This is a genomic window from Nonomuraea sp. NPDC049750, assembly GCF_040659625.1.
Lineage (GTDB): Bacteria > Actinomycetota > Actinomycetes > Streptosporangiales > Streptosporangiaceae > Nonomuraea.
In genome coordinates this window covers 37976-64581 of the sequence record NZ_JBFANB010000048.1, presented here as the reverse complement: position 1 = coordinate 64581, position 26606 = coordinate 37976, and the positions used below count along the sequence as shown (strand labels likewise).

27 protein-coding genes and 1 pseudogene are annotated in these 26606 nt (G+C 70.6%); 11 read left to right on the top strand and 17 right to left on the bottom strand.

Features of this window, described 5'->3' with window-relative positions; translation table 11 throughout:
- Positions 1 to 101: 101 nt before the first annotated feature.
- Positions 102 to 380: pseudogene (tnpA, locus tag AB0J16_RS55880) on the top strand (IS200/IS605 family transposase); the annotation flags it as partial.
- A gap of 266 nt (positions 381 to 646) precedes the next feature.
- Here tnpA and AB0J16_RS55875 read toward each other — a convergent pair.
- Positions 647 to 1141, bottom strand: a complete 495-nt coding sequence (locus tag AB0J16_RS55875) for a hypothetical protein (protein WP_358556371.1) — start codon at positions 1139 to 1141, stop codon at positions 647 to 649.
- 128 nt (positions 1142 to 1269) lie between these two features.
- On the opposite strand from AB0J16_RS55875, the gene AB0J16_RS55870 reads away from it, so the two are divergent.
- Positions 1270 to 1641 (top strand): hypothetical protein, encoded by a 372-nt coding sequence (locus AB0J16_RS55870; protein WP_358556368.1) that lies wholly within the window; start codon positions 1270 to 1272, stop codon positions 1639 to 1641.
- A 10-nt stretch (positions 1642 to 1651) separates the two neighbouring features.
- A complete protein-coding gene (locus AB0J16_RS55865; RefSeq protein ID WP_358556365.1) occupies positions 1652 to 2071 on the top strand; it encodes a hypothetical protein in 420 nt (139 codons plus the stop codon).
- A 154-nt stretch (positions 2072 to 2225) separates the two neighbouring features.
- Here the strand turns inward: AB0J16_RS55865 and AB0J16_RS55860 are convergent, their stop codons facing one another.
- Complete coding sequence (locus AB0J16_RS55860; protein WP_358556362.1) at positions 2226 to 3248, bottom strand: hypothetical protein; 1023 nt, start codon at positions 3246 to 3248, stop codon at positions 2226 to 2228.
- Positions 3249 to 3797: 549 nt separating this feature from the next.
- Here AB0J16_RS55860 and AB0J16_RS55855 point away from each other — a divergent pair.
- On the top strand, positions 3798 to 3995 hold the full coding sequence (locus AB0J16_RS55855) for a WS/DGAT domain-containing protein (RefSeq protein ID WP_358556359.1): 198 nt from the start codon (positions 3798 to 3800) through the stop codon (positions 3993 to 3995).
- Between the two features lie 112 nt (positions 3996 to 4107).
- Here AB0J16_RS55855 and AB0J16_RS55850 read toward each other — a convergent pair whose 3' ends face one another.
- From AB0J16_RS55850 to AB0J16_RS55810, 9 genes are all read right to left on the bottom strand, one after another.
- Positions 4108 to 4545, bottom strand: coding sequence for a hypothetical protein (locus tag AB0J16_RS55850; RefSeq protein WP_358556356.1), 438 nt, complete (start codon positions 4543 to 4545; stop codon positions 4108 to 4110).
- A gap of 78 nt (positions 4546 to 4623) precedes the next feature.
- On the bottom strand, positions 4624 to 5841 hold the full coding sequence (locus AB0J16_RS55845) for an MFS transporter (RefSeq protein WP_358556353.1): 1218 nt from the start codon (positions 5839 to 5841) through the stop codon (positions 4624 to 4626).
- Positions 5842 to 5903: 62 nt separating this feature from the next.
- A complete protein-coding gene (locus tag AB0J16_RS55840; RefSeq protein WP_358556350.1) occupies positions 5904 to 6356 on the bottom strand; it encodes a hypothetical protein in 453 nt (150 codons plus the stop codon).
- Positions 6353 to 7828, bottom strand: coding sequence for a nitronate monooxygenase (locus tag AB0J16_RS55835; protein ID WP_358556347.1), 1476 nt, complete (start codon positions 7826 to 7828; stop codon positions 6353 to 6355). The genes AB0J16_RS55840 and AB0J16_RS55835 overlap by 4 nt, the downstream gene beginning before the upstream one ends.
- Positions 7825 to 8529 (bottom strand): respiratory nitrate reductase subunit gamma, encoded by a 705-nt coding sequence (gene narI, locus AB0J16_RS55830; protein WP_358556343.1) that lies wholly within the window; start codon positions 8527 to 8529, stop codon positions 7825 to 7827. Before narI ends, AB0J16_RS55835 begins: the two co-directional genes overlap by 4 nt.
- On the bottom strand, positions 8526 to 9191 hold the full coding sequence (narJ, locus tag AB0J16_RS55825; RefSeq protein WP_358556341.1) for a nitrate reductase molybdenum cofactor assembly chaperone: 666 nt from the start codon (positions 9189 to 9191) through the stop codon (positions 8526 to 8528). The genes narI and narJ overlap by 4 nt, the downstream gene beginning before the upstream one ends.
- Positions 9188 to 10738: a nitrate reductase subunit beta gene (narH, locus tag AB0J16_RS55820; RefSeq protein ID WP_358556338.1), complete on the bottom strand. Its 1551-nt coding sequence runs from the start codon at positions 10736 to 10738 to the stop codon at positions 9188 to 9190. The genes narJ and narH overlap by 4 nt, the downstream gene beginning before the upstream one ends.
- On the bottom strand, positions 10738 to 14352 hold the full coding sequence (locus tag AB0J16_RS55815) for a nitrate reductase subunit alpha (RefSeq protein WP_358556380.1): 3615 nt from the start codon (positions 14350 to 14352) through the stop codon (positions 10738 to 10740). The genes narH and AB0J16_RS55815 overlap by 1 nt, the downstream gene beginning before the upstream one ends.
- 143 nt (positions 14353 to 14495) lie before the next feature.
- Positions 14496 to 15665 carry a globin domain-containing protein gene (locus AB0J16_RS55810; RefSeq protein ID WP_358556335.1) on the bottom strand — a complete coding sequence of 390 codons (1170 nt, stop codon included), beginning with the start codon at positions 15663 to 15665 and terminating at the stop codon, positions 14496 to 14498.
- A gap of 304 nt (positions 15666 to 15969) precedes the next feature.
- Here AB0J16_RS55810 and AB0J16_RS55805 point away from each other — a divergent pair, with 304 nt between their 5' ends.
- Positions 15970 to 16419, top strand: coding sequence for a pyridoxamine 5'-phosphate oxidase family protein (locus AB0J16_RS55805; protein WP_358556332.1), 450 nt, complete (start codon positions 15970 to 15972; stop codon positions 16417 to 16419).
- Positions 16420 to 16488: 69 nt separating this feature from the next.
- Here the strand turns inward: AB0J16_RS55805 and AB0J16_RS55800 are convergent, their stop codons facing one another.
- From AB0J16_RS55800 to AB0J16_RS55775, 6 genes are read right to left on the bottom strand one after another with little or no spacing between them, the layout of a single operon-like run.
- The gene (locus tag AB0J16_RS55800; protein WP_358556329.1) at positions 16489 to 16920 is read right to left on the bottom strand and encodes a hydrogenase maturation protease; all 432 of its coding nucleotides are present in this window, start codon (positions 16918 to 16920) and stop codon (positions 16489 to 16491) included.
- A complete protein-coding gene (locus AB0J16_RS55795; protein ID WP_358556326.1) occupies positions 16913 to 18202 on the bottom strand; it encodes a nickel-dependent hydrogenase large subunit in 1290 nt (429 codons plus the stop codon). The genes AB0J16_RS55800 and AB0J16_RS55795 overlap by 8 nt, the downstream gene beginning before the upstream one ends.
- A complete protein-coding gene (locus tag AB0J16_RS55790) occupies positions 18192 to 18932 on the bottom strand; it encodes an oxidoreductase (protein WP_358556323.1) in 741 nt (246 codons plus the stop codon). Before AB0J16_RS55790 ends, AB0J16_RS55795 begins: the two co-directional genes overlap by 11 nt.
- On the bottom strand, positions 18929 to 19732 hold the full coding sequence (locus tag AB0J16_RS55785; protein ID WP_358556320.1) for an FAD/NAD(P)-binding protein: 804 nt from the start codon (positions 19730 to 19732) through the stop codon (positions 18929 to 18931). Before AB0J16_RS55785 ends, AB0J16_RS55790 begins: the two co-directional genes overlap by 4 nt.
- Complete coding sequence (locus AB0J16_RS55780; RefSeq protein WP_358556317.1) at positions 19729 to 20793, bottom strand: 4Fe-4S dicluster domain-containing protein; 1065 nt, start codon at positions 20791 to 20793, stop codon at positions 19729 to 19731. The genes AB0J16_RS55785 and AB0J16_RS55780 overlap by 4 nt, the downstream gene beginning before the upstream one ends.
- A gap of 1 nt (position 20794) precedes the next feature.
- On the bottom strand, positions 20795 to 21478 hold the full coding sequence (locus AB0J16_RS55775; protein WP_358556315.1) for a CBS domain-containing protein: 684 nt from the start codon (positions 21476 to 21478) through the stop codon (positions 20795 to 20797).
- A 516-nt stretch (positions 21479 to 21994) separates the two neighbouring features.
- Between AB0J16_RS55775 and AB0J16_RS55770 the strand changes: the two genes are divergently transcribed.
- The 6 genes from AB0J16_RS55770 to AB0J16_RS55745 all read left to right on the top strand — a co-directional run bounded on the left by AB0J16_RS55770 (position 21995) and on the right by AB0J16_RS55745 (position 26440).
- The gene (locus AB0J16_RS55770) at positions 21995 to 22456 is read left to right on the top strand and encodes a nitroreductase family protein (protein ID WP_358556312.1); all 462 of its coding nucleotides are present in this window, start codon (positions 21995 to 21997) and stop codon (positions 22454 to 22456) included.
- A 230-nt stretch (positions 22457 to 22686) separates the two neighbouring features.
- On the top strand, positions 22687 to 23100 hold the full coding sequence (locus tag AB0J16_RS55765) for an Hsp20/alpha crystallin family protein (protein WP_358556310.1): 414 nt from the start codon (positions 22687 to 22689) through the stop codon (positions 23098 to 23100).
- A gap of 85 nt (positions 23101 to 23185) precedes the next feature.
- Complete coding sequence (locus AB0J16_RS55760; protein WP_358556307.1) at positions 23186 to 23938, top strand: DUF6544 family protein; 753 nt, start codon at positions 23186 to 23188, stop codon at positions 23936 to 23938.
- Between the two features lie 36 nt (positions 23939 to 23974).
- The gene (locus tag AB0J16_RS55755; RefSeq protein ID WP_358556304.1) at positions 23975 to 24136 is read left to right on the top strand and encodes a WS/DGAT domain-containing protein; all 162 of its coding nucleotides are present in this window, start codon (positions 23975 to 23977) and stop codon (positions 24134 to 24136) included.
- Positions 24137 to 24256: 120 nt separating this feature from the next.
- Positions 24257 to 25240 carry a type I glyceraldehyde-3-phosphate dehydrogenase gene (gene gap, locus AB0J16_RS55750; RefSeq protein ID WP_358556301.1) on the top strand — a complete coding sequence of 328 codons (984 nt, stop codon included), beginning with the start codon at positions 24257 to 24259 and terminating at the stop codon, positions 25238 to 25240.
- Between the two features lie 183 nt (positions 25241 to 25423).
- Positions 25424 to 26440, top strand: a complete 1017-nt coding sequence (locus AB0J16_RS55745) for a nitroreductase/quinone reductase family protein (protein WP_358556298.1) — start codon at positions 25424 to 25426, stop codon at positions 26438 to 26440.
- Positions 26441 to 26606 lie beyond the last annotated feature (166 nt).

Here is a 26606-nt window from a genome sequence, read left to right as displayed (position 1 = left end):
GCTGCAGCCCTTCCAAGGCCGGCCACCTCTGCAAGGCCATCGCCGTCCTTCAGAACCACCGCGTTGCCCAGGCCGCCTGAGGATGAAAAAGAGTCATCGAGGTGTGCGACAGCTTCGGTGCCACGCTGGTGGAGTTCAACGGCGAATACGACCATGTCCACCTGCTTGTGCACTATCCGCCCAAGGTGGCGCTCTCGACTCTGGTCAACTCTCTTAAGGGCGTCTCGGCGCGGCTCCTGCGCAAGGAGTTCCCGGTCCACATCCGCCGGTATCTGTGGGGCGGCCATTTCTGGTCCCCCTCGTATTTCGCCGCGTCCTGCGGCGGGGCACCCCTGTCGATCATCAAGGAGTACATCGAGAATCAGAAGCGGCCAGGCTGAGCTGCCCACAGAGACCGACTGTCAGAGCACCGCTCGGGCCTGGAGGCCCTCCCGTGCTGTCGTTTCCTCCCGGGCGTAAACGCCCGGGGTTCCACGCCAGATCACGCTGAAGTTCCGTCGTGAAGGTGACCAGCGAGAACCGCGGCGGGTGAACTGCTCCGCCTGCTCCAAGCGCCGAAGTCCTTCGGCAGCGTGCGTTCCTCCGGGAAGACGCCGGCATGTGTGTGCGGCCTGCGCGGAGGACGGCGTCGTCCGCGGACCACGTTTCACCGCCCGCTCACCGTGAACAGACCGTGTGCGCCTGCCTCGGCTTGACGCGTGTGGTCCACCACCGGGTAGGTGCCCGCTTCCGGGAAGACCAGCTCGGCGAAGCCGCCCTGCGCTGGTGCCAGGTCGAGCACCTGCGCACCGCCTGGGTCGTCGGCCCGCAGCACGTAGGCGCCCTCCTTGTAGACGGTGTCGAACGGCGCGCCCACCACGTGTAGCGCCGTGCCCGAGCCGGGACCGGCGGCCACCGCCCAGATCCGGACCCGCTCTCCGGCCTTGGCCTGCAGCGGGGCGTGGTCGTAGCCGGCCGCGGCGCCGTTGAACATCCAGCCATCAGGCTCGCCCTGCCGGATCTTGGCGACCTGGGGGTCGGTGCCGGGCTCGCCGAGGTACAGCTCGCCCTGGACCAGGAGGTACTCGCGGTCTGCCTTCGACAGGTCGGGCGGGTCGATGATGACCGCGCCGTACATGCCGTTGGTGATGTGCTGGGTCATCGGCATGGTCGAGCAGTGATACAGCCCCGCCCCGGCGAAGGCGGCACGGCAGTGCCAGCAGAGGTACCCCCAGGTTGAGTGCCACGAGCCGGAGTGCCCAACCGCGCTCCAGCAGTTCCGCGTTCTGTTTGAACCGGGTCGGCCCGCCGCCCAGCACCGCGGGCAGCAGGTGCAGCAACGAGCCCGACAGCACCTGGCCGACGAACCCGACCAGCACCAGCGGCAGCAACGGGTCCAGAGCCGCGGCGACCTCGTGGGCCGGGCGCGTGGCCACGATGACCAGGTCGGCGGCAAGCGCCACCTCGAACCAGACGATCGCCGCCCCGAGCGTCCATGCCGCGCCGGTGTGGGGCCGCCTGCGCCGCAGCGCGTCGGCCAGCGGCGCGAGCACGGCCGGCCCGCCGGCCGCGTACGCGACCAGCCCCGCCAGCGCCACCCACCGCCAGCCCGCCGACGGCCACCGCCAGACCTGGAGCAGCCAGCCGCAAGCCCACGCGTGACGCCCGCCGCGTGCCGTCCGACATGCGGGTCCGCAGGACCGTCGGCCAGAGCGTGAACAGCGTGCCGAGCACGGTCAGGCCGATCCATCCCAGCAGGTTCACCTCGGCATGGGCGGCGTGCAGCCGCTGCCACCGCCACCATCCCGGCCCCGGCCAGGCGCGCGCCCGCAGCGGCCAGCGCCGGCGCCGCGTACCCCCACCGGCGGCGCAGCGCGACCGCGCGCTCAAGCGCGATCAGCGTGCCGAGGAAGCCGAGCGCCATCAGCGGCCCGTGCTGCTCGGTGAACGACATCGGCGCCGGAATCTCGCCGATCAGCAGCGCAAGCCCACCGACAGCCCCGGCGGCCAGCGCCACGGCTGCGCCGGCCAGCAGTGGCATCCGCCGCCAGGCCACCGGCCGCCCCGATCGCCTCTGTCGCCCCTGTCGTAGTGCCTGGGGCCGCGTGCCGGGGATCTGCAGTTTCGGCACCGTCTGTCACGCCCTCCGGCGCGTGGCCGGAGTCGTCCTGCGAGAACGGCCGTGGGCGGGGACGCATACCCCTGCCCGGATGCCGTTCTCACCCGCGAGCGAGGGTCGCGCCGGCTCACGCATGGCGGGCCCCGCAACGGTCGAGGACCTCGAACACGGGACGGCGGGGCACGCGCGGGACCAGCGGGCCGTACCCGAACCTCATCAGCATCTGCACGTGCCCGAACGGCTCGGCCCGGTCGCCGCGGTGCTGCGGCGGGCGCAGGTCGAGCGGCTGGCTGAACATCGACGCCGCCACACCGTGCGCGGTCGCGGTGAGCAGAACCCGCTGCAGCGCCTGCCCGGCGCGCAGCCAGTCGCGCGGACCGTCGCCCCGGGTGAACAGGGCGGCGAGCTGCGGATCCGCTTCGAAGTCCGCGGTTTCGCCGGGCACGTCGTACGTCCTGCGCGCGTCGCTCAGGCCGAAGTCGCGCATGGGCAGCTCGCGGTGCCTCGGACGAGGGCCGAAGGCGTCCTTGGGCACGCCATCGGAGCACGTCCCCGGGCGGGTCCAGCGGGCCAGCTCGGCACGGTAGGACTCGTCGTCGGCAAGTGTGCTGTCGGCCATGGCCACCAGGTCCAGAACCCGCTGTGCGGTCCGCCCCTTGACCAGGGCCAGCGTGGCGCCCTCGTCGTGAGCCGCGGCGACCAGATCGACCACCACGTCCCTGGGCAGCGGGCGGCCGTCGAAGGGGAAGCGGTTGGTACGCCGGTGCGGAATCATGTCATACAACAGCCGCTCATCCGCATCGGGTGGGCCGCCGGGTCTCGCGTGCACGGTGGCCAGCAGATCGGGCCGGTCGCCGGGGTCGGGCAGCGGCAGTACTTGGGGGTTGTGCTCGGTCATCCGGATCGCCAGCCGCAGGTTGAACAGCGCCGCCCCGCAGCTGATGCCGAGCCCGCGCCCCAGCGGGTCGGTGACGGCGAGCAGCCGCTCGAGATCGGCGTACAGGTCCATGGTCGCGTCGTTGACGCGGCAAAAGCGCCACGGCTGGGTGTTGTGCACCGAAGGCGCCGCGACGGCGGCAGCGACGAGCTTACGCACGCCGGACCGCGTCGCGAACGGCTTGCCCTCAGGCACAGAGGTAACAGCGGACATGGACCCAAGATCCCGTACGCCGTCGTATTCGCGGCAGGGACCAAAGTCCCTGGGGACACGTCCAATGGACCGTTTCCGTCTGCGACCCGGCCACGATGATCGACAACCCGATCGTGAGCGGCACGAACAGGAAGTAGTAGGGCCTGCCCGTCCCAGGCCGTCGGGATCAGCGTCGAGCCTGGTCAGGTGGAGGGAGCTCGGGCCAAGCTGAAGCGGCCGGCCGAGCGGGGGTGGCTGCGCAGCCGTCCTCCATGACCAACCACGAGATCACCCGATGACAGATGATCACTCGTCATGATCTCCCGCCGTCACCTGCGCGAGTACCCCAGACCGAGCTCACACCAGCCAGGTTGGAACTAGGCCATTCTGGCCAATGACGGGTCCGATCGAGATCACTGGGCCGGCCAAACCTGCGACCGTAGAGGAGGCTCGCGGTGCTCACCACGCCGGGAGATCCGTTCGGCTCTTCGTGAGGGCAGTGCAGAGCGTCTGGTCTCCGCGCGATGCTCGCTGCCGCAGCGCGCCGGCCGGATCGCCGTCGTCGTCAGGATGACCAAGGCAGCGGCGGCGCGTCCGTCGCCGATCGCCGTCACCTTCGCGGTGCTGTCCTACGCCGGAACGGTCACGATCAGCCTCATCGCCGACCCCGACCCCGACCCCGACGCCGTGCCTGACCTGCCATGCCTCACCAACGCCCTTCGCGGTCAGGTAGCCGCAACCGCTCCACCGAATGTGACGAGTCCATAGCCCACCGGCGCCCGGGCTCGCGGGGTGCCACCTTCTTCCACGCGGCTGCGGCAGGCATCCAGGGCCGGCCGGTCACCGTCCGGGTGCGTCCTCTGGTCGCCCGTCGACCGGTTCAGGTCGCGGGCAGGGCGGTGGCCAGCAGGACGACGCCGAGCGATCCCACCAAGGCCGTCACCGCCAGCGCGCGGGCGAGCCTGGGGCGGGCTGTGCTGCTGGCCCAGCCGTGCAGGGCGGCCGCGGCCATGACGGCGCAGAACAGCAGCAGCTTGGCGGCCAGGATCCGGCCATAGCCGGGGTCGGTGAGCGAGGCCCAGGTGACGCCCTTGCGCCAGGCGAGGGCCACGCCGGTGCCGAGTTGGACGGGCAGGAGCGCCGCTGCGGTGATGATTCCGAAACGTCGGCCTACTGCGGTCAGCATCTTGGCTCGCCGCTGCTCCTCCAAGAGACGGCGGGCCAAGGGCAGCACCACGAGCGACACCGTGATCTGCCCGCCGACCCACAGCGCCGCGGACAGCACGTGCAGAAACCGGACTATCGACCACCACGTCATTTCGTGCTCACCTTGACCTCCTGCCCGCTACCTCGGTCTGGCGCACACCCGATGGGCCGGATCCTGTACTTCCACGTACTACGCCACCGAGGTGAGGCGCCGCGACGCCGTCAGGCGGACCACCGTTGTCGTCAGCAGCACCGTCAGGGCCGAGGCGGCTGCCAGCAGCCCCAAGCCCAGGCCGTAGGAACCGAGTTCGCCGAAGACGACGCCCATCAGCAGAGGCGGCACGAACCCGCCCAGGCCGCCTGCGGCGCCGACCAGCCCCGTGACCGTGCCGACCTTGTCGGCCGGCGCGGCCTGGGCGACCAGGGCGAAAGTGGCGCCGCTGCCCGCGCCGAGCGCGGCTGCCATGGTCAGGAAGGCGATGGTGCCTACCGGCATCAGGCCGGGCGTGAGGGCTTGGATCGCGGCCATGACAGCGATCACGGCGAACACTCCGGTCAGCACTGGGATCGAGCCGATCCGGTCGGAGAGCCAACCGCCGATCGGCCGCATCACGACGGCCAGGACGACGAATCCGGCCATACGGTTGGCGGCATCGGCCTGGTCGAGTCCGTAGCCGGTCTGCAGGTAGGCGGGCAGGTAGACGGAGAAGGCGACGTAGCCGCCGAACGCCACCGCATACAGCGCGCAGGCCTGCCAGGTGATCGCCAGTTTGGCGGTGGCGGCGAGCCGTCCCAGCAGCGGCTGCGCCGCCACGGTGCGCCCCGGCGCGTCGCGCATGAACAGCCAGGCGACGGCGGCGTAGACGGCCAGCGCGATCGCGGTGATGAGGAAGGGGGTGGCCGAGCCGCCGGCCTTGACGAGGTTCACCGTGGTCAAGGCGCTGATCGCGGTGCCGCCCATGCCGGCGCCGAAGATGCCGATCGCCAGGCCGCGGCGGTGCGGCGGGAACCAGGCGTTCACAAACGGCACCCCGACGGCGAACACTGTTCCGCCGATGCCCAGGAAGAACCCGCCGAACAGCAGCATCGGCAGCGAGCTCTGCCCGGCCAGGCCGATGAACAGGACGGGCACGATGGTGGCGGCCGAGATGAGCGGGAACATCACCCGGCCGCCGAAGCGGTCGGTGAGCGCGCCCACGGGAATCCGCCCCAGCGAGCCGACGATCACGGGGACCGCGACCAGCAGGGCTTGCTGCGCGGCCGACAGGCCGAGCAGTTCCTTGAACCGCGGTCCGAGCGGGCTGAGCAGCGCCCAGGCCCAGAAGTTCAGTGCGAAGCCGAGTGTTGCCAAGCCGAGCATCAACGCGGGTTCGCGGCCGAAGGTGGCCGGTTCCTTCTTATCGGTCATTGTCATCTTTCCTCATGGCAGTCAGCAGTGGGGTGCGAGGGCGCCGTTGGTTACATCCCAGCTCAGAAACCTGAACGGGAGGTACTGACCAAGGTCCCAAGTGCGGAGGGCTTCCGGTCCGGCTCTGTGATGGGGGCGCGTTCGCGGGGAACGCCGGTCGCACCCAAGCGGAGACGCGTGTGGAAGTCTTCGACAGCGGCGAGCATGCCGTTGATCGTGCGGGGGGCGTAGCGGCCGTCCAGCTGACCGTGGTAGGCGTGTGCTGTGCGAACAGCCGCGATCGTGTCGGCCAGCGGCTCGCCCGCCAGCAGCCCGCGGGCCGAGGCCGTCGCGACCCAGGCCAGGTAGCCGCGTACACGGCGGAGGTAGACGGCTCTGCTGGAGATGGCCAGCGGGGAGTCGGCCAGCGCGGCGGCGTACGCGGTCAGCATCCCGTCGTAGGGGGCCGGCACGTCGTGCCGGACCCGGCGCAGCGGCTGAGCCTGGTGTGATGCGCCGTTGGCCGGTGCGGTCATGTCGGTGGTCCCAGCAGGATGTGGTCCACGACATCGGCGGCCGAGTGGTCGCCAGGCAGGCCGTGGAGGAAGGCGGTGTCCTGGCCCAGGGTGAGCAGGGCGGGTTCGTGGTAGCCGTCGCTGCGGTGCTGGCCCAGGCCGATGGCGGCGGTCAGGCCGTTGCACAGACATTGGCGGCCCGCGGCCTCCTCGGCGGGTCTGCCCTTGCGGGCGTAGGTGCCGACGGGTTCGGCAGGGCAGCGGTAGCCGATCGCGCCGTCGGGTTTGACGTATGGGGTGCGCAGGTAGCCCAGGTCGCACAGGCGGGGCCGCTGTGCGTAAACGCCGCTCTCGGACAGGGTGCCGGGTACGTGGGCGACCTTGAACGGGAAGCCGGTGGGCGAGGCGCGCGGGTCGTTGCGGACCTCCAGTGCGCCACCGGCGGCCTGGCGCAGCAGGCGGCGCCTGAGCTCGTCGTCGAGCCCGGATTCGCGGCACAGCGCGAACGCCGAGCCGACCTGGATGCCGGTGGCCCCCGCGGCCAGTGCGCGGGCGAGCCCGTCGGATGTGCCGTAGCCGCCGGCCAGCCAGAATGGCAGTCCGAGGGCGGCGACCTTGCCGGTGTCGGCTTCGTCACGCGGCCCGTAGACGGGTTCACCGTCCTGGTCCAACCGCAGGCGGCCGCGTGGCGGTGCGCTGTGACCGCCGGCCACCGGCGTCTCCAGGACGAACCCGTCGGGCCGCGTCCGCGGGGACCGGGCCAGGTAAGCGGCCAGCACGTGGGAGGAGACGATCGCCAGCAGGTCGGGCCGCCGCAGCGGCTCAGCGGGGCGGGGCAGCAGCGCGGCCGGGTCGAGGCCGATCGTGTGCCGGGTGTCGTCGGCGCCGGCCACGGCGACGGTGATCTCGGCCGGACGGTGTGCGACGAAGGCGTCGAGCAGGGACGGGATCTCGGCCGGGATGCCGGCGCCCATGAGCACGTAGTCGGCTCCGGCCAGTATCGCCCCGTACACGGCGGCCGGCGTAGCGAGCTGGATCTTCTCCAGGTAGTTGATGCCGATCGGGCCGTCGTGGCCCTGCTTGGCGAGGAAGACCTCGGCGAAGTTGGCGACCACGGCCAGTTCGTCGCGGGCGCGGTTGGGCCGCAGCCCGAGCCGGGGCACCGGCCGGTACGGAACGTCCGGCGCGATCCCGCCGGGCACGAAGTAGCGGCTCAGCACGCGTTCGGCGAGCGCGGGCGCCGGGAAGCAGGCCAGTGCCCGGCGCAGGTCCCCGCCGGGATCGCCGCGCTGCAGCCGGCGGGCCAGAGTGACGTCCAGCGCGGTGCCCGACACCACGCCGAGCTGCCCGGCGCGGGCGACCGCGCGGGCCAGCCGCCACCCGGACACTCCGACGCCCATGCCGCCCTGGATCAGGACGGGGGGCGGGGCCTCAGACACGCCGGGCCCGGAGTGTGCCTGCAGCGGCACCGCCGCCGCTCGGACAACGCTCATGTCTTCTCCTTGTACCTGCGCACGCTGAGGGGGGTGCGCCGCCGGTAGACGACGTAGGGCCGCCACAGGTACGCGATCGGCGCCGACCAGACGTGGACGAGCCGGGTGAACGGCCAGATCGCGGCGAGCAGCCAGGCCGACATCGCGTGCAGTTGGAAGATCAGCGGCACGTCCGCCATCAGGCCGGGGTCGGGGCGGAAGGTCAGGACGCCGCGGAACCAGATCGCGATGGTGGCGCGGTAGTCGTAGCCGCCGCCGAGCAGGTTCTTGCCCATGGTCGCGGTCATGCCGAGCAGGATCACCGCAGTCAGGACGAGGAACAGGACCTTGTCGGCGGGGGTGGTGGTGCGGCGCACCCGCGGGCTGGTGAAGCGACGGGCCAGCAGCAAGGCCAGGCCCGCGACCACCATGAGCCCGGCCACGGTGCCGGCGCTGACCGACACCAGGTGGTAGATGTGCTCGTCGACGCCGACCGCCTCGGTCAGGCTCTTCGGGACGAGCAGGCCGAGCACGTGGCCGCCGATGGCGGCGAACGCGCCGAGGTGGAACAGCGGCGAGCCGAGTCGCAGCAGCCGGCTCTCCAGTACCTGGGTAGTACGCGTCGTCCAGCCGAACTGGTCGACGCGCCAGCGCCAGACGTGACCGACGACGAAGATCGTCAAAGCGATGTAGGGCACGACCACCCAGAGCGCGACGCTCACGGCCGCACCTCCCCTTCGTGCAAAGGCGGACCGAACGGGGCCAGTCCGACCTCCTCGGCGGGCGGCCCGGCCAGCGCCAGGTCGGCGACGGCGGCGCGCTCGGACTCCGACAGGCTGGGCAGCTCCGCGCACAGCGCGTCCAGGACGAGCGAGTAGGACGACCCGGTCTCGTGCAGCGCGGTGCGGATCAGCTCCAGACCCTTGCGGTGCTGGCGCAGCGCCGCCTCGCCGGTGGCAGGACCGGCCAGGGCGGCGAACTCGCAGACCACCGGCAGGAAGTCGGGCAGTTCACCCTCGGGTGGGGTGAGTCCGGCCACGCGGTAGCGCTGCTTGAGCGTCAGCAGGGCCATGCCACGGCGGCGGGTGTCGCCGTGCAGGTAGTAGGTGAGGTACAGGCTGGACTTGCGGCGCAGGTCGAAGGTCTCCACGTAGTGGCGAGCCAGCCACATCGGCTCGCACTCGCCGTACCAAGCGGTGAAGGCGACGAGGGCGTCGCGGGTGGGCGATTCGGGCAGCGCCGCCGCGGCCCCGCTCAACTCGTCACAGGCGGCGAGGAGTTCGGCGTCCGGGTACTGGAGCAGGAGGGAGATCAGCCGGAGCAGCGTCGCACGATGCTCTGGTGCTGCGAACGCACCGGGCTCGCGCCGGGTCAGGAGTTTCACGCCGAGCCTCCTTTGCCGACGAAGAGCTTCAGTCCCATGCGTCCGTCAGTGCGGCGGCCGGTGACGCCGGTCGGGTGGAAGTCGCTCATGCCGGGACCGCCGTCGCCGTCCAGGCTGCACCCGTCCGCCTGGGCGGACAGGGCGGCGGCGTCCTCGCGGTGCGCGGCGGGCACGACGTAGCGTTCGTCGTACTTGGCGATGGCCAGGAGCCGGTACATCTCCTCCATGTCGGACGCCGTCATCCCCGCGGATTCCAGCAGGTCCTCGGCGACGGTGCCGTCGATGGTGCGGGCCCGCATGTAGGAGCGCATCGCCGACAGCTTCATCAGCACCCCGGCCACGACCTCGGTGTCCCCGGCCGAGAACAGGCTCGCCAGGTACTCCAGCGGGATGCGCAGGTCGGTGATGGCGTGGAAGACGTTGTCCGGGTCGTCGGCGTCGGCGCCCATGCCGGTGACGGCGTCGAGCACCGGTGACAGCGGCGGGATGTACCAGACCATGGGCAGCGTGCGGTATTCGGGGTGCAGCGGCAGCGCCACCCGGTAGCGCATGGCCAGCCGGTAGATCGGCGAGCGGCGCGCGGCCTGGATCCAGTCCTCGCTGATGCCGGAGGCCCGGGCGGCCGCGGCCACCTCCGGGTCGTCGGGGTCGAGGAAGACCTTGCGCTGGGCCTCCAGCAGGTCGCGCGGGTCGGCGACGCGGGCGGCGTCGAGAACGGCGTCGGCGTCGTACAGGATGAGGCCGATGTAGCGCAGCCGGCCGACGCAGGTCTCGGCGCACACGGTCGGCTGGCCCGCCTCGATGCGGGGGAAGCAGAACGTGCACTTCTCGGCCTTGCCGGTCTTGTGGTTGACATACACCTTCTTGTACGGGCACGAGGAGACGCACATGCGCCAGCCGCGGCAGCGGTTCTGATCCACCAGGACGATGCCGTCCTCCTCGCGCTTGTACATCGCGCCGGAGGGGCAGGCGGCGACGCAGGCCGGGTTGAGGCAGTGCTCGCAGATGCGCGGCAGGTGGAACATGAAGGTCTTGTCGAACTCCATCTTCACCTTCTCGGCCATGGCCGCGAGGTTGGGGTCGGCGCCGGCGTGCTCGGGGGCGCCGCCGAGGTCGTCTTCCCAGTTCGCGCCCCAGGTGATGGCCATGTCTTGGCCGGTGATGGCCGACTTGGGGCGGATGACCGGGACGTGTGGCCCGGCGGGGGCGTTGATGAGGGTGTCGTAGTCGTAGGTGGCCGGCTCGTAGTAGTCGTCCAGGTCCGGCAGGTCCGGATTGGCGAACAAGTTGAGCAGCCGCTTGATCCGGCCGCCGGCGCGGAGCTTGAGCCTGCCGCGCCGGTCGAGTTCCCAGCCGCCGTGCCAGCGCTCCTGGTCCTCGTAGCGTTTGGGGTAGCCGACACCGGGTTTGGTCTCGACGTTGTTGAACCAGACGTACTCGACACCGTCCCGGTTGGTCCAGGTCTGCTTGCACGTGACGGAGCAGGTGTGGCAGCCGATGCACTTGTCCAGGTTCATCACCATCGCGACCTGCGCCATGACGCGCATCAGTAGGTCACCTCCTGGCCGCGGCGGCGGATCACCGTGACCTCGTCACGCTGGTTGCCGGTCGGCCCGTAGTAGTTGAAGGCGTAGGTGAACTGCGCGTACCCGCCGATGAGGTGGCTGGGCTTGAGCAGCAGCCGGGTGAGGGAGTTGTGCACGCCGCCGCGCCGCCCGGATTTCTCGGTGAGCGGCACGTTCACGTTGCGGTCCTTCGCGTGGTACATGTACACGGTCCCGGCGGGCATGCGGTGCGAGACGACCGCCCGGGCCACGACCACGCCGTTGCGGTTGTACGCCTCGATCCAGTCGTTGTCGGCGACTCCGATCTTGGCGGCGTCCTCGACGCTCATCCAGATGTCGGGCCCGCCGCGCGACAGGGCCAGCATGTAGGCGTTGTCCTGGTATTCGGAATGGATCGACCACTTCGAATGCGGGGTGAGGTAGCGCACGGTCACCTCGGCCGCGTCCCCGTCGCCTTGCTCGCCGTAGTGGCGGCTCATGTTGAGCGGTGGCCGGTAGGCGGGCAGTTGCTCGCCCAGCTCGATGATCCAGTCGTGGTCGAGGAAGAACTGCTGGCGTCCCGTCAGGGTGTGCCAGGGTTTGTCCCGCTCGACGTTGATCACGAAGGCGGAGTAGCGGCGCCCGCCGGTCTCCGACCCGGACCATTCGGGTGAGGTGATCACCGGTTGCGGCCTGGACTGCGTGTCGGCGAACGTGATGCGCTTGCCCTCGTGCTCGGCGGCCAGGTCGGCCAGCCGCGTGCCGGTGCGCCGCTCCAGGCTCTCGAACCCCTGCGTGGCCAGGCGGCCGTTGGTGGTGCCCGACAGCGCGAGGATGGCCTCGCACATCCGGTCGGCCGTGGCCAGCGAGACGCGTCCTTCGCCGGTGGTGCCGTTCTTGCCGGCCAGGTAGTCGAGCTCCGGGCCGACCCGGTAGGTCACGGCCTTGGTCGTCAGTCCCAACTCGGCGAAAAGCGGCCCGATGGAGCGCATGCGCTCGCCGACGGCGGCGTAGTCGCGCTCGATCGTGATGATCTTCGGCATCGTCTTGCCGGGTACGGGCTCGCATTCGCCGTATTTCCAGTCGCGTACCCGGCCGCCCGGCTGGGCCAGCTCGTCGGGGGTGTCGTGGGTGAGCGGGATGGCCAGCACGTCGGTGCGTTTGCCCAGGTGGCGGGCGGCCAGCTCGGAGAAGCGGTCGGCGAGGGTGAGGAAGGCGTCGTAGTCGCTGCGGGTCTGCCAGGGCGGCGCGATGGCCGGGTTGAAGGCGTGCACGAACGGGTGCATGTCGGTCGAGGACAGGTCGTGCTTCTCGTACCAGGTGGCGGCCGGGAGCACGACGTCGGAGAACAGCGCCGTGGACGTCATCCGGAAGTCGATCGTGGTGAGCAGGTCGAGCTTGCCCTCGGTGGCCTCCTCGCGCCAGGTCACCTCGGCCGGGTGCAGCCCTTCCTGGTTACGGGTTTCGGCGTCGGCGCCGAGCAGATGGCGCAGGAAATACTCGTTGCCCTTGCCGGAGGAGCCGAGCAGGTTGGCCCGCCACACGGTCAGCACGCGGGGGAAGTTGGCTGGATCGCCCGGGTCCTCGGCGGCGAAGCGGAGATCTCCGGACTTCAGCTCGTTCACGACATGCTCGGCCACCGGGATGCCGGCCCGGTCGGCCTCGTCGGCGAGGATGAGCGGGTTGCGGTTGAAGGTCGGGTGCGAGGGCAGCCAGCCGAGCCGCGCGGCCTGGGCGTTGCAGTCGGCGAACGACTTGCCGTCGAAGGCGCCGGAGCCGAGCGGGCTGGCGAGTTCACCCGCTCCGAACTGCTCGTAACGCCACTGGTCGGTGGCCAGGTACCAGAACGCGGTCCCGGCCATGTGCCGGGTCGGTCGCTGCCAGTCGAAGGCGAAGGCCAGGTGCTGGAAGCCGGTGATCGGGCGGACCTTCTCCTGGCCCACGTAGTGCGCCCAGCCGCCGCCGTTGACACCCTGGCAGCCGGTCAGCAGCACCAGCGTCAAGAACGAGCGGTAGATCTGGTCGGAGTGGAACCAGTGGTTGGTACCCGCGCCCATCGCGATCATCGACTTGCCCTGGGTGCGTTCGGCGTTGCGGGCGAACTCGCGGGCGATCCTGGCGATCGTCGCGGCGGGCACCGAGGTGATCTCCTCCGCCCACGCCGGTGTGTACGGCCGGCTCGCGTCCAGGTACGACTCCGGCCACTCGCCCGGCAGGTCACGGGCCACGCCGTACTGGGCCATGAGCAGGTCGAAGACGGTGGTGACGAGTGTGCCGGCCACCTCGGTGACCGGCACGCCGCGGCGCATGACGGAGCCGCCCTCGGTGGCGCCCTCGTCGAAGCGCGGCAGGTCGACGGCGACCGCGCGCTTCCCGAGAAGCGTCAGGGCGGGCTTGGCGCCCTGCAGGTCGAGGTTCCAGCGGCCCTCGCCCTCCTGTCCCCAGCGGAAGCCGAGTGAACCGTTCGGCACCTCCGCCTGGCCCGTCTGCTCGTTCAGGAAGACGGTCTTGAACTCCGCGTTCTCGCTCTCCTCGCCCAGGTCGGCGGCGGTCAGGAAGCGGCGCGGCACGTACGCGTCGCCGCGCGGCTCCAGCGTGACCAGGAACGGCAGATCGGTATATTTCCTGACGTAGTCGGTGAAATACGGGACCTGGCGGTCGCGGAAGAACTCGGTCAGCGTCACGTGCCCCATAGCCATCGCCAGCGCGCCGTCCGTGCCCGGGTGCGGAGCCAGCCAGTCGTCGGCGAACTTGACATTGTCGGCGTAGTCGGGACTGACCGCCACCACCTTGGTGCCTTGATAGCGGGCCTCGGTCATGAAATGCGCGTCCGGCGTCCTGGTGACCGGGATGTTCGAGCCCCACATGATCAGGTAGCGGGAGTTCCACCAGTCGGCGGCCTCGGGCACGTCCGTCTGGTCTCCCCACACCTGCGGGGAGGCGATCGGCAGGTCGGCGTACCAGTCATAGAACGACAGCAGCGTGCCGCCGATCATCGACAGGAACCGCGTCCCGGCCGCGAACGACGCCATCGACATGGCCGGGATGGGCGAGAAGCCCACCACCCGATCCGGGCCGTACTCCTTGACCGTGTGCACGTGCGCGGCGGCCATCAACTCGACGACCTCGTCCCAGCTGGAGCGCACGAACCCGCCCTTGCCGCGCGCCCGCTTGTACGCCCGCGCCCGCTCCGGATCGCCCGTCAGCTCCGCCCAGGCCAGCACCGGATCGCCCAGCCTGGCCTTGGCCTCACGCCACATCTCCAGCAGCACACCCCGCACGTACGGGTAGCGCACCCGCGAAGGGGAGTAGGTGTACCAGGAGAACGACGCGCCGCGGGGGCAGCCGCGCGGCTCGTACTCCGGCGACTCCGGTCCCACCGACGGGTAGTCGGTCGCCTGATGCTCCCACGTGATCAGCCCGTCCTTGACGAACACCTGCCACGAGCACGAGCCCGTGCAGTTCACCCCATGAGTGGAGCGCACCACTTTGTCGTGCGCCCACCGGTCCCGGTAGAAGCGGTCCCAGCCGCTGGGGTCTATCTGGTGCAGGGTGCGGCCGTCCGCCGACACCTCCGACTTGGTGAAGAACGCACGGGCGGCGAGCAACGGCCCCATGCCCGGGGTGGAGTCGATATCGGTCACAGGATCTTCCTCGCCACAGCAATAACAGGGGGAACAGCGGTCATGGCTCAAGGTTCGGGTCGGCGGCCCTCGTCACGGCAGGGACCAAAGTCCTTCGCCGCGGGGCCGATGGACCATCAGTTGTCGGCGAGCCACAGATCGGGGCCGAACACCTCGTAGTGGATGTCGCGAGCCGCGACCCCGGCCTTCAGCAGCCGGCCGCGGACCTCACGCATGAACGGCACCGGACCGCACAGATAGGCGAGCGCCCCGGCCGGGATCTCCACCTGGTCCAGGTCCATCAGGCCGTCGCGGTCGGGGGCGGCCCCGCCGCTCTCGTACCAGAAGACCCGCTCGGCCGTCAGCCGCAGCATGTCCTCGCGCAGCGCGTGCTCGGCCGGCGAACGGTCGGCGTGCAGCACCAGGACGCGGCGGCGCGAGCCGATGGCGGCCAGATGGTCAAGCATCGCCACGATGGGCGTGCAGCCGATGCCGGCGGAGACGAGCACCAGCGGCGCGTCCCCGTCCTCCAGCGTCACCTCGCCGAAGGGCGCGGACAGGGTGAGCTCGTCACCCGTCCGCACGGTGGCGTGCAGCAGTGTGGACACTTCTCCGGCGGGGTCGCCGTCCACGCGCTTGACCGTGATCCTGCGCAACCCGTCCTCGCCCGCGCTCGACAGCGTGTACTGGCGCAGCTGGTGCACGCCGTCGGGCATGCGGACCCGGACGCTGACGTACTGGCCTGGGCGCGCGGGTGGGGGAGGGGCGTCGTCGGCCGGGCGCAGCAGGAAGGAGACCGCGTTCGGGGTCTCCTCCCGGCGAGCCACGACGCGCCACTGCCGCCACGTGTCGCCGTTGCGCGCGCCGGCGTCGGCGTAGATGCGGGCCTCCAGCGCGATAAGTGCGCCGGCCATCAGCCAGTACACCTCGTCCCACGCCGCGGCGACCTGCGCGGTGACGGCATCTCCCAGCACCTCCGCGATGGCGCCGAACAGGTACTTGTGCACGATCACGTACTGGTCCTCGGTGACGCCGACCGCGGTGTGCTTGTGCGCGATGCGGGCGAGCATGTCTTCGGGCCGCTCGCCGGGGTTGTCCAGGAGCATGGTGGCGAACGAGGCGATGGAGCCGGCCAGCGCCCTGCGCTGCTCGCCGTTGGCTTGGTTGCCGCGGTTGAACAGGCCGTCGAGCAGCTCGGGCCGCTCGGCGAACATCGTCTCGTAGAACCGCGTGGTGATGGCGTCGAGCGAGGCGCCGACAATCGGCAGCGTGGCACGGACGATCGTGGCTGATTCCACGGACAGCATGAAGTCTCCAAAGAGCAGGGTGAAGGGGACCCGCGACCGCGGGCCCGACCCAGGCTAGGAGGAACGGGCAATCCATTCATCAGGGCGAACGTCCTCACTTACTGGGCCAAAAGTCCCTTACGGGGCGCAAGATCTCGCCGTGCTCGGGACTTTGGTCCCTACCGATCCCGGCCACGAGCCGGGTAGCGTCGCAACGTCAAACCGTGTGCCGTTGGCGCGCTGCCGATTGCCGGCCGATCGGCGGGGGAAGAGGGGATTTTCGCCGCTGCCGCGAACGGGATGAGATCAGGGATTTTGAGGGAGTATGGAGCTCGATTCGTCCGGACTTCAGGTGCTCTCCCGCGAGGAGTGCTTCAACCTGCTGTCCTTTGCACCGATTGGGCGGATCGTGTTCACCGATCGCGCCCTGCCGGCCGTCCAGCCGGTGAACTTCTATCTCGACGGCCAGTCCATCGTGATCCGTACCGCGATCGGGTCGAAGCTGGCCGCCGCCACCCGGCGTGCCGTGGTCGCCTTCGAAGCCGACAAGTTCGACCCCGAGCTTCGCACCGGCTGGTCGGTCACCGCGGTGGGACAAGCGCGGGCGGTGACCGACCCCATCGAGATCGATCGGCTCGCGGCACTGCCGCTGACCACCTGGGCACCGGGCAGCAGGGACCACTACATCGTGGTCGAGGCCGAGCAGATCTCCGGCCGCCGCATCAGCGAGACACACTCCAACGCGGGAGCAATCCCGCAACCTACGCGGGGATGACGTTCGAATCACTGGAACGTGAGGAAGTTCGCGGCATTGAGGCGGAGCGTCCGGGATCGATGGGCGCGGTCAGGTGGTGGTCGCGGCGGCGAAGATCGCGCGGGCGACCCGGTGGGCCGCCGCCGACACCGGCTCCGACAGGCCCGCGCCCAGGTCGAAGTCCGCACCCTCCACGGTGTAGACGACGAGCTCGCCGGGGAGCCGATCCAGCACGTGGGCCAGTTCCACGGCGTCGGCAAGCGACAGGGCGTGGGTGCTGGAGCCGCCACAGGGCAGGTCCATCATGTCGTGGTGGCGGCGGACGGTGCCCGGCGGGTCGCCCGCGCGGGCGGCGTCGACCACGATGGCGATGTCGGCGCCGGTCCACGCCTCGATGAGCTCGGCTGGGTCGCCGCCGTTCTCGATGGCGCCCAGGTCGCGCAGCAGGCGGGCTACGGCGAGCCCGGCGCCGTCGTCGCCTCGGTAGTCGTTGCCGAGGCCGATGATCACGGTTCTAGTCATGGTGTACGTGCAGGTCGAGGAAGTGCGCCGAGCAGGAGATGCAGGGGTCGTGGTTACGGATGGCGCGTTCGCACAGCTCGGCGAGCTGGGGGATGGGCAGGTCGAGCCGGGGCTCGACGAGGGCGTGCAGGTCGGCTTCGATGCGGGCCTGGTTCTGGGCGGTCGGCGGCACGATGTCGGCCTCGGCGATCAGTGCGGCGTCGTCGATGCGGTAGCGGTGGTAGAGGGTGCCGCGTGGCGCTTCGGAGGCGCCGTGGCCGACACCGGGGTGGGCGGTCACGGGTAGAGCGGGGCGGTCTGGCGGGATATATCCGTCGATGAGGCGCAGGGCTTCTTCGCAGGCGTGGATGATCTCGACAGCTCGTACGAGAATGCTGCGGAACGGATTGCGGCACACCCTCCCGAGCCCGACCTCGGCTGCGGTCCTTTTCGCCAAGGGGGACAGCTGTGGCGCGTTGAGCGCGTAGCGGGCCAGCGGCCCGGTCAGGTAGCCGGGGCGGCCGTCGAGACGGGCGTGCAGGGCCGTCGAGTGCGGCACCTGCTCCTCCACGACGTGCCCTGGCCAGTCGGCGACCGGGAAGGTGCCGCCGTCGCTGACGGCGACGTCGCCGGAGAGGATCGCGTACTCGCTCGGATGGCGCAGAGCCAGGAAGCGGTAGTCGTGCTCGACGTCGGGGAAGTGGAAGCCGGACGCCCAGTCGGCGGTGGTCAGCGCGATGTCGAGCGCGTGGCGCAGGCGCTCGGCGACGGGGGCGAGCTCGGCCCGGCTGGGTGTCTTGTAGAAGCCGCCGAGCCGTACGTTGACCGGATGAATGGCCCGCCCGCCGATGGCGGCGACCAGCTCGTTGCCCGCCTTCTTCAGCGCCAGCCCGCGCTCGACGGCCGGGCGGTGGTCGGCGGCCATGGCCACGCCGCTGGGGTAGCCGAGGAAGTCAGGGGCGTGCAGCAGGTAGATGTGCAGGGCGTGGGACTCGATCCATTCGCCGTAGTACAGCAGCAGCCGCAGGTCGCGCAGCGTGCCGTCCACGGTGACGCCGCAGGCCGACTCCAGGGCCTGGCAGGCGCTCATCTGGTAGGCCACCGGGCAGATGCCGCAGATGCGGGCGGTGATGTCGGGCGGCTCGGTATAGGCGCGGCCGCGCAGCAGCGCCTCGAAGAAGCGCGGCGGTTCGTAGATGCGCAGCCGCAGGTCGGTGATGCGGCCGTCGTGGGCGCGGACCAGCAGCGCGCCCTCGCCCTCGACCCTGGTCAGGCCGCCCACACGGATCGTCTTATGCGTCACGGAAGCTCCCCACGTTGAAGGTGCGGTAGACGCGCTCCAGGTCGCCGTCGTCCATCCCGGCCTGGCGCAGGCGGGCGTTGAGCGCGGCGGTGTTCGGCGTCTCCATGGGGCCGAAGCAGCCGAAACAGCCGCGGTTGTAGGCCGGGCACAGGGCGCCGCACCCGGCCTGGGTGACCGGTCCGAGGCAGGGGGTGCCGTGCGCGACCAGAACGCAGGGGTTGCCTCGGGCCTTGCACTCCACGCACACGCTGTGCGCCGGCACGACAGGGCGTCGTCCGGCCAGGAACGCGCCGATCACCTCAAGCAGCTGCCGCTTGTCGATCGGGCAGCCGCGCAGCTCGAAGTCGACGGGCACGTGCGCGGAGACCGGCGTCGAACGCTCCAGCGTCTTGATGTAGTCCGGCCGGGCGTAGACGACGGAGGCGAACTCTCGTACATCGGCCAGGTCGCGTAGCGCCTGTACGCCGCCGGCCGTGGCGCACGCGCCGATCGTGACCAGGTGCTTGGAGACGCGCCGGATGTGCTTGATCCGCTCCAGGTCGTCGGGCGTGGTGATCGACCCTTCGACCAGCGACAGGTCGTACGGGCCCGTGCCGCGGACACTGGAGGCCTCCAGGAAGTAGGCGATGTCCACGCGGGCGGCGACCGACAGCAGTTCGTCCTCGCAGTCGAGCAGGGTGAGCTGGCAGCCGTCGCACGAGGCGAGTTTCCAGACCGCGACCTTCTTCACAGTTGCTTCACCTCCAGTAGCCCGCGCACCGCGTCATAGGTGAGCACCGGCCCGTCCACGCAGGTGAACAGCGGCCCGAGCTGGCAGTGGCCGCACCGGCCGATGCCGCACTTCATGTTGCGCTCCAGCGACAGCGCGATCCTGCCCGCCGGGACGCCGCGCCTGACCAGCTCCTCGGCGGTGGCGCGCATCATCACCTCGGGGCCGCACACGAACGCGTACGTACGGCGTGGCTCGAACACGATCCTGCCGACCAGCTTGGTGATCAGCCCGGTGTGTCCCTTCCACGCCCGGTCCGGATGGTCCACCGTGACCTGCACGTCGAAGTCGCGGCCCCAGCGGGTCAGTTCCCGCGGGTACATCAGGGTGGCAGGGGTGCGGGTGCCGACGATGAGGCTGATGCGGCCATAGCGGGCGCCGTGCGCCTCCAGTTCGCGCAGCACTGGCCGCAGTGGGGCCAGTCCCAGCCCGCCCGCGGCCACCACCACATCCAGTCCATGGGCCTGGGCCAGATCCCAGTGAGTGCCGAAGGGCCCGCGTACGCCCACGACATCCCCGCGTCTGACCTGGCACAAGGCCCGGCTGACCGCGCCGACCGCGCGGATGGTCTGTACGTAGCCGCCCGAGCGGGCGTGGCCGCTGATCGAGATGGGGATCTCGCCCACGCCTGGCGCGTACAGCATGGTGAACTGCCCGGGCAGGAACGGCGGGCACTCGCCCGCGAGCGGCTCCAGGGTGAGCGTGACGGTGTCGGCGCGGTCGGGGCGGCGCGAGCGGACGCGGTACGGGGACGGGATCATCGCAGCCGCTCCAGCTCTTCGGTGATGTCGATGCCGGTCGGGCACCAGGTGACGCACCGGCCGCAGCCCACGCAGCCGTACTCTCCGAACTGGTCCACCCAGGTGGAGAACTTGTGCGTCAGCCACTGCCGATAGCGCGCCGCCCCCGATGAGCGCACCGGCGCCCCGCCCAGCTCGGTGAACTCCAGCGTGAAGCACGAGTCCCAGCGCTCGGACCGCTCGGCCGACCCGTCGGCCAGGTCGGTGCTGTCCTCGAGCGTGACGCAGAAGCAGGTCGGGCAGACCATCGTGCAGTTCGCGCAGGTCAGGCAGCGGGAGGCGATCTCGTTCCAGACGGGTGACTCGCGCTTGTCCGCCAGCCGCTCCTTGACGCCGTCGAGGTCCAGCGTCCGGCCCATCCGTCGTGCGGCGTGCTCGCTGACGTCCAGGGCGGCCTTCCTGTCGGCCTCGGTGGACGGGCGCCACGGCAGGGCGGCCAGCAGCTCCTCCCCGCGCTCGCTGCCCGCCTCGGCCAGGAACCGGTGCGGGCCGGTCAGTTCCGTCAGAGCGAGATCGAAGCCTGACGAGGCGCGCGGTCCCGTTCCCATGGAGGCGCAGAAACACGTCCCGCCCGGGACCGCGCAGTTGACCGCGATGAGGAACAGGGCCTCGCGCCGCCGCCGATATGCCTCGTCCGGGTGCCGTCCACCCAGGAACACCCGATCCTGCACGGCCAGCCCGGCCAGATCGCACGCCCGCACTCCCAGCAACGCCACCTTCGGCGCCTCGACCGGCACCTCCTCGGCCACCCCGTCCCGCATCCGGAACAGCGTAGACCGTGGCGGATGGGTGAACCGCTTGACCGAATCAGGGCTCGCGGCGAACCCGAACACCAGCGCGCCGTCCTCGCGCAGCCGATAACTTCCCGGCTCCTGCTCGTCGGTCCGGCCCGCGGGCAGCTCCGCGGCCGAGCCCAGCTCGGCGAAGCGGATCACACCGTCGCGGACTGTCGGGCCCACCACGGTGTAACCCCGCTCGCGCAGCGCGCCGATCAGCGGATCCAGCGAGTCGAGGAGCGACATGTCAGGCTCCGCCCCAGACAGGCAGGTCGGCGATGTCGTCGTGCTTCCAGCCCAGCTCATCGCGCACGGCGACGACGCCGTCGACGCTCTCGGCCAGGCGGACGGCGGTGACGGTCTGGCTGCGCTGGTCGCAGGTCCCGGACAGGGTGACCACGCCGTCGGCCGTCTTGACGTCGAGGCCGCTGGGCACGGTCTCGCGCACCTGGCCCTCGATGTCGGCGTCCAGCCGGATGAACGCCTTGATCAGGTCGCGGCGGCTGACGATGCCGACCAGGCGTCCATCGGCGTCCACGACGGGCAGGCGCTTGACGCCGTACTTGTCGATCTGGCGGGCGGCGAAGACGACGGGGACGTCGGCGTTGGTGACGTGCGCGGGTGAGGTCATCAACTGGCCGGCGGTCTCACCGACCGATTTGCGGTAGCCGCTGCCCTCGCTGCCCGCGGCGTGGCGCAGCCGGGCGCGCAGCGGCGGGCGGTAGTCGTCGCCGTAGTAGCGCTCCTTGAACTCCTCCTTCGCCAGGAGGTCGGCCTCGGAGACGACGCCCAGGACGCGGTTGTCGTCGTCCAGGACGGGCACGCCGCTGACGCCCCTGCTGATGAGCACCTCGGCGACGGTGTGGAAGGACGCGTTTTCGTTGACGGCTGCCACGTCGGTGGTCATCACGTTCTCGACGGTCATTCTCATGGTGTGCTCCCATCCGGAAGTGGTCGTTGTCATCACATCTCCCAGATGGCTGGAGAAGTAGGGCCGGAAGTCCCGGACCCGCCGGTCCTTGGTCGGCCCGGGGGTGCTTGATGACTTAGGTCACACCCAAGAGGGGCCGTTCGCCTGCGGCGTGCGGTGGCGACAGGAGAGAAGCTTCGGATCACCAGGCGATGACGAGCGAACGCGGGATGCGCGGCACTCGTGCCAGTTCGCGCGTCCGCATGGCCGTGCGCCCCCGCGCGAGCGGCGGCGTTCATGCTCGAGCTTCACACCTCATGACGTACTTCACCGAAGCGGCCCGGCGTGATGCGCTGGGCTCATCGGTTTCTGGAGGTGGACCATGACCATCCGTTCGGTCGAGAACGCGCTGCACGCGACGGTGGAGGCGGCGCGCTGGGCCCCGTCCGTCCACAACAGTCAGCCTTGGACGTTCGCCGTCTCAGGCGAGGAGATCGGCCTGCGCGCCGACACGGACAGGAAGCTGCGGCGCAGGGCGTGCAGGCGCGGGACGAGCGGTTCACCCTGGAGATCCTCCGCTGGTCCCGGCCGCCAGGCAGCACCCGCCGCGACGGCGTGCCCGCCGAGGGCTATCCTCGCGCGGCCGCATCCACGGACCCGCACTTCGCGCAGCGCGACTACTCCTGGCGGCACGACTGGGGCGGGCCGGGCGACCCGAGCGCGGCGGCGACGGGCGTGGTGGCCGTGCTGACCACGCGGGGCGACAGCCGCGAGGAATGGGTCGCCGCAGGACAGGCGCTGCAGCACGTCCTGCTGCACGCCGCGGCGCACGGTGTCAGTGCCGCCTTCCACACCCAGGCGCTGGAGATGGACCTGCTGCGCGAGTTTCTGCGCCAGGAGCTGTGCTCGGGCGAGTACCCGCAGATGATCATGCGGCTGGGCGTCACGTTCGACTTCAAGGACTCGCCGCGCCGGCCGCTGCCGGAGGTGCTGGAGTGATGGACCTGTCCTGTGGTCGAAGGTCCCCTCCGGTGGGGGACCTTCGACGCTGGGCCCGCCGCCCTCTCCTGCGTGTCCTTGAGCTCATGTTCACTGTGCGGCACGCGTCCACGTCGCGGAAAGTGGAGGCCGATCGGCCCTGAAACTCGGGACTTCGGCCTCTGAGGGTGCACCGCGGATGGGTGTGTTCTGGAGATGTGGGAATTCGGGACCCACGAAAGGAGGTAGCCATGAACCTGCCAGAGCGCAGGGAGATGAGGCTCCCGCTCCCGGAGCTGTTCGAGTGGATCGAGCACCCGATGTTCGGGTTCCGGCCGTTCGGACAGATCATCCGGGTCGAGGACTACATCGATGAGGGCCGGTACGTGCTGCGCGCCGAGTTGCCCGGGCTCGACCCCGACAAGGACGTCGAGGTCACAGTGGGCGGCGGGGTGCTGCACATCCGGGCGGAGAAGACCCGCAAGATGGACGAGCCGCACCGCTCGGAGTTCGCCTACGGGGCGCTGTCCCGGTCGGTGACGCTGCCCGCGACGGCTGACACGGACGACGTCAACGCCACGTACAAGGGCGGTGTCCTGGAGGTCAGTGTGGGGCTCGCCGAGGCGAAGAAGGCGGAAGGCCGGCGGATCGCCGTCGCGCACTGACGCCTCAACAGGAGCGCGGGCGGGGCTTCCGCCCGCGCTCCTGCAATGCATCGCTTTCGGATCGTTCAATCGAGGAGGTCACGCGATGACCATCGTGCTGCCGCCGCCGCACCTGAGTCAGGAGGCGAAGGACGACTGGAACGTGCTGCAGACGTCCACGCCCAGCCCATCCGCTTTTGACCCCGCGCAGACCGAGCTGCTGCCCGAGCCCGTACGCCGCTGGGTGCTGCACACCATCGCGCCCGGTACGCCCTTGCGGCGAGCCGTGGTGCTGTCCACGCACGGAATGATCAAACTGGACATGTGGCGAGAGTTCCGCGCCGAGCAGACGCTCTGGCCGATGGAGGGGTATGTCTGGTCGGCTGCCATACGGGCGGGGCTGCTGACGGTGCGCGGCTTCGACCGTTACCACGCCGGAGCCGGCCAGATGCGCTGGCGGCTGCTGGACGCCTTCCCGGTCATGTCGGAGACCGGCGCGGACGTCACCAGGAGCGCGGCCGGACGGCTGGCGGGCGAGTTCGTGCTCGCTCCCGCCGCCGCGCTCGACCCGCGGGTGCGGTGGAAGTCACTCGACGACCGGCACGCCCTCGCCTCTATCCCGGTGGGCGAGGAGGATCACGAGGTGACGCTGGCCATCGCCCCCGACGGCCGGTTGGAGCACGTGACCATGTCCCGGTGGGGCGCCCCGGATCATGGGCCGTACCGGCAGCACCTGTTCGAGGTGACATGTGAGGACGAGACGAGTTTCGACGGGTTCACCCTCCCGGCCGGGCTACGGGGCAGCTGGGACGGAGATGAGTTCATCCGCTTCATCGTCGACGACGCGCTATTCCGCTGAACTGCCTCTCGTCCCAGGACGAGCGCGCAGCCCGCTGTGGCAGAAGGGACGCCTCAGGTGGATCGGGTGAGCGTCGCTGTCAGCGCGCTCTCCTACACCGGAACTCCGACGATCACCATCGCCGCCGACGCCGGTCGAACACCTGATCTGCCGGTCCTGGTCACCGCGCTGCGAAGCGAGCTCGAAGCGATGCGGTAGCGCGGACGCAGGCGGTGCTCACCCTGGCCTCCGGCCGATGTGCGACCCGGGCCGAAGGTCCCACCGCAAGCGGGACCGACGCCTCTAACCGGGCCCGCGGGGCGATCGGACGATGCAGGTATGAGAATCGGCATCAATGGTTTCGGCAGGATCGGCCGGGCCGTCCTGCGCCGCGCGCTCCGCACCGACCTGGACATCGTCGCCATCAACGACATCACCGACGCGGCCACGCTGGCCCACCTGCTCAAGCACGACTCCACCTACGGCCCGCTCGACCTGCCCGTGACCGCGTCCGAGCGGGCGCTGGAGGTCAACGGCCACAGCATCGCCATCAGCGGCTACGCCGACCCGGCACAGATCGACTGGGCCGGTCACGACGTGGAGCTGGTCATCGACGCCACCGGCCGCTTCCGGACCAGGGACGCCCTGGCGTCGCATCTGAAGGCCGGCGCGCGCAAGGTGCTGCTGTCGGCGCCGGGCAAGGGCCTGGACGCCACCATTGTGCCCGGCGTCAACGACGCCGCCTACGATGCGGCCCGGCACGAGATCGTCTCGCTCGCCTCCTGCACCACCAACTGCGTCGCGCCCATGGTCAAGGTGCTGCACGAGAGGTTCGGCCTGGTACGCGGCTTCATGACCACCATCCACGCCTACACCGGCGACCAGATGCTGCTGGACGCACCGCACAAGGACCCGCGCCGGGCCCGCTCAGCCGCGGTGAACATCGTGCCCACCACCACCGGCGCCGCCCGCATGGTCGGCCAGGTGCTGCCCGAACTGCAGGGCAGGCTGGACGGCATCGCGATCAGGGTCCCGGTGGAAGACGGCTCGATCACCGACCTGAGCGCACAGCTCAGCCGCCCGGCCACCGCCGAGGAGGTCAACGCCGCCTTCGCCGCCGCCGCGGAGGACCAGTTGCACGGCATCGTGCGCTACAGCACCGCCCCGCTGGTCTCGCGCGACGTCATCGGCGACGCCGCCTCCTGCGTGTTCGACTCCGCACTCACCCAGGCGAGCGGCGACCTGGTGAAGGTCTTCGGCTGGTACGACAACGAGTGGGGTTACGCCAACCGCCTCGTCGAGATGGCCCAGCGGATGGCATGACATGGAGATCACCGCTGTGCTCGCCAGGCCCTTCGACGAGAGGTGCCTGGCGAGCACGCGCGACGATCTCCTCCATGCGGCGTCGGAACAGGGGCTCGAACGACGGTGTCGCAGGACGGATGAAGGGAACTCGGCAATGCGCTGGGACGAGATGTCGAAGAGGCGGCGGCGGCGATGAGGGTCTTGGATCTGCTTCTGACCCGCCTGGTGAACCCGGTCGTCGCGTGGCTGCTTCGTACGCCGCTGCATGATCTGCTGTCGCGGCGGATCACGCTCCTGACCGTCACCGGTCGCCGAAGCGGCGCCGCCATCCGCCTGCCTGCCCAGTACGAGCGGGACGGAGACACGCTCACGGTGGTCAGCAGCCCGCGGCGGCTGTGGTGGCGAAACCTCCAGGGCGGCGCGCCGATGCGGCTCGTCCTTGAGGGACAGATCCGGAACGGGTACGCGACGGTCGCCCCCGGCCCCCTCGTGCGGATCCGCGTCCAAGCGCCCGCTCCGCCCGCTCCGCCCGGGGTGCCCGGCCGCCTGTGGTGGCGCTGGACGAGGGCCGTCGCGCTGGGGGAGATCATCGGGTTCACGGTGCCGGCCGTGATGGGCGCTTGGGTGGCCGCGCCCGGGTGGGGGATGCCGGGCATCGGGCCGCTGCTGCAGGCCGTGCTGATCGTCATGGCGGGCGCCGTGGAGGGCACGTTCCTCGGCTTGGCGCAGGCGTACGCGCTGCGCACGGCACTCCCGCAGATCGCCACCCGTGACTGGGTGAGGGCGACGGCGCAAGGGGCCGCCATCGCCTGGACCATCGGTTCCCTGCCGATGGTGGTCGGCGAGCCCGTCCTGAGCTGGCCTCCCGTGGTGCTCGGCCTACTCGGGCTGATCCTGCTGGCGTCCATGGGGGTGTTGCAGGGGCGGCTGCTGCGTCGGCACGTACGCGGGGCGTTGTGGTGGGTGGTCGCGACGGCGGGCTCGTGGCTGGTCGCGCTGGGCACGTTCACGCTGGTGACCACGCCGCTGTGGCAGGAGGGGCAGCCCGCCTGGCTGATCGTCGCGATCGGCGTGCTCGGTGGGGCGGCCATGGCGGTCACGGCGGCGGCGCTCACCGGGGCCGCCCTGGTGTCCCTGCTGGCCCGCCGGCTCACCGGTGGCCCGACTCCGTCCCCGCCCGTGAGCGGCGCAGGCCCGCGTAGGCGTGCCGTGCGGTGATCTCACCCATGTGTCGTCGTCGGTGACCAGCACGGCGCTGATACCACCGTTGATGAGCGCTTGGGCGATGTGTGCCCCACCTCACCCGCCCGCTGCTCGACGAACGTACCGCGATGCGCGGACAGCCGGGCCGACGGACAAGGACGAAGGTCCCGGCGCATCGATT

What these genes read in the sequence shown, in the direction of transcription:
- AB0J16_RS55805 (WP_358556332.1), top strand. Translation starts at nt 15,970, where the DNA reads ATGGAGCTCGATTCGTCCGGACTTCAGGTGCTCTCCCGCGAGGAGTGC.
- AB0J16_RS55810 (WP_358556335.1), bottom strand. Translation starts at nt 15,665, where the DNA reads ATGCTGTCCGTGGAATCAGCCACGATCGTCCGTGCCACGCTGCCGATT.
- AB0J16_RS55785 (WP_358556320.1), bottom strand. Translation starts at nt 19,732, where the DNA reads ATGATCCCGTCCCCGTACCGCGTCCGCTCGCGCCGCCCCGACCGCGCC.
- AB0J16_RS55855 (WP_358556359.1), top strand. Translation starts at nt 3,798, where the DNA reads ATGACCAAGGCAGCGGCGGCGCGTCCGTCGCCGATCGCCGTCACCTTC.
- AB0J16_RS55815 (WP_358556380.1), bottom strand. Translation starts at nt 14,352, where the DNA reads ATGGGGCCGTTGCTCGCCGCCCGTGCGTTCTTCACCAAGTCGGAGGTG.
- AB0J16_RS55840 (WP_358556350.1), bottom strand. Translation starts at nt 6,356, where the DNA reads ATGACCGCACCGGCCAACGGCGCATCACACCAGGCTCAGCCGCTGCGC.
- AB0J16_RS55760 (WP_358556307.1), top strand. Translation starts at nt 23,186, where the DNA reads ATGACCATCGTGCTGCCGCCGCCGCACCTGAGTCAGGAGGCGAAGGAC.
- AB0J16_RS55860 (WP_358556362.1), bottom strand. Translation starts at nt 3,248, where the DNA reads ATGTCCGCTGTTACCTCTGTGCCTGAGGGCAAGCCGTTCGCGACGCGG.
- AB0J16_RS55850 (WP_358556356.1), bottom strand. Translation starts at nt 4,545, where the DNA reads ATGACGTGGTGGTCGATAGTCCGGTTTCTGCACGTGCTGTCCGCGGCG.
- AB0J16_RS55765 (WP_358556310.1), top strand. Translation starts at nt 22,687, where the DNA reads ATGAACCTGCCAGAGCGCAGGGAGATGAGGCTCCCGCTCCCGGAGCTG.
- narH (WP_358556338.1), bottom strand. Translation starts at nt 10,738, where the DNA reads ATGCGCGTCATGGCGCAGGTCGCGATGGTGATGAACCTGGACAAGTGC.
- AB0J16_RS55875 (WP_358556371.1), bottom strand. Translation starts at nt 1,141, where the DNA reads ATGACCCAGCACATCACCAACGGCATGTACGGCGCGGTCATCATCGAC.
- AB0J16_RS55800 (WP_358556329.1), bottom strand. Translation starts at nt 16,920, where the DNA reads ATGACTAGAACCGTGATCATCGGCCTCGGCAACGACTACCGAGGCGAC.
- AB0J16_RS55845 (WP_358556353.1), bottom strand. Translation starts at nt 5,841, where the DNA reads ATGACCGATAAGAAGGAACCGGCCACCTTCGGCCGCGAACCCGCGTTG.
- AB0J16_RS55780 (WP_358556317.1), bottom strand. Translation starts at nt 20,793, where the DNA reads ATGTCGCTCCTCGACTCGCTGGATCCGCTGATCGGCGCGCTGCGCGAG.
- gap (WP_358556301.1), top strand. Translation starts at nt 24,257, where the DNA reads ATGAGAATCGGCATCAATGGTTTCGGCAGGATCGGCCGGGCCGTCCTG.
- AB0J16_RS55775 (WP_358556315.1), bottom strand. Translation starts at nt 21,478, where the DNA reads ATGAGAATGACCGTCGAGAACGTGATGACCACCGACGTGGCAGCCGTC.
- AB0J16_RS55835 (WP_358556347.1), bottom strand. Translation starts at nt 7,828, where the DNA reads ATGAGCGTTGTCCGAGCGGCGGCGGTGCCGCTGCAGGCACACTCCGGG.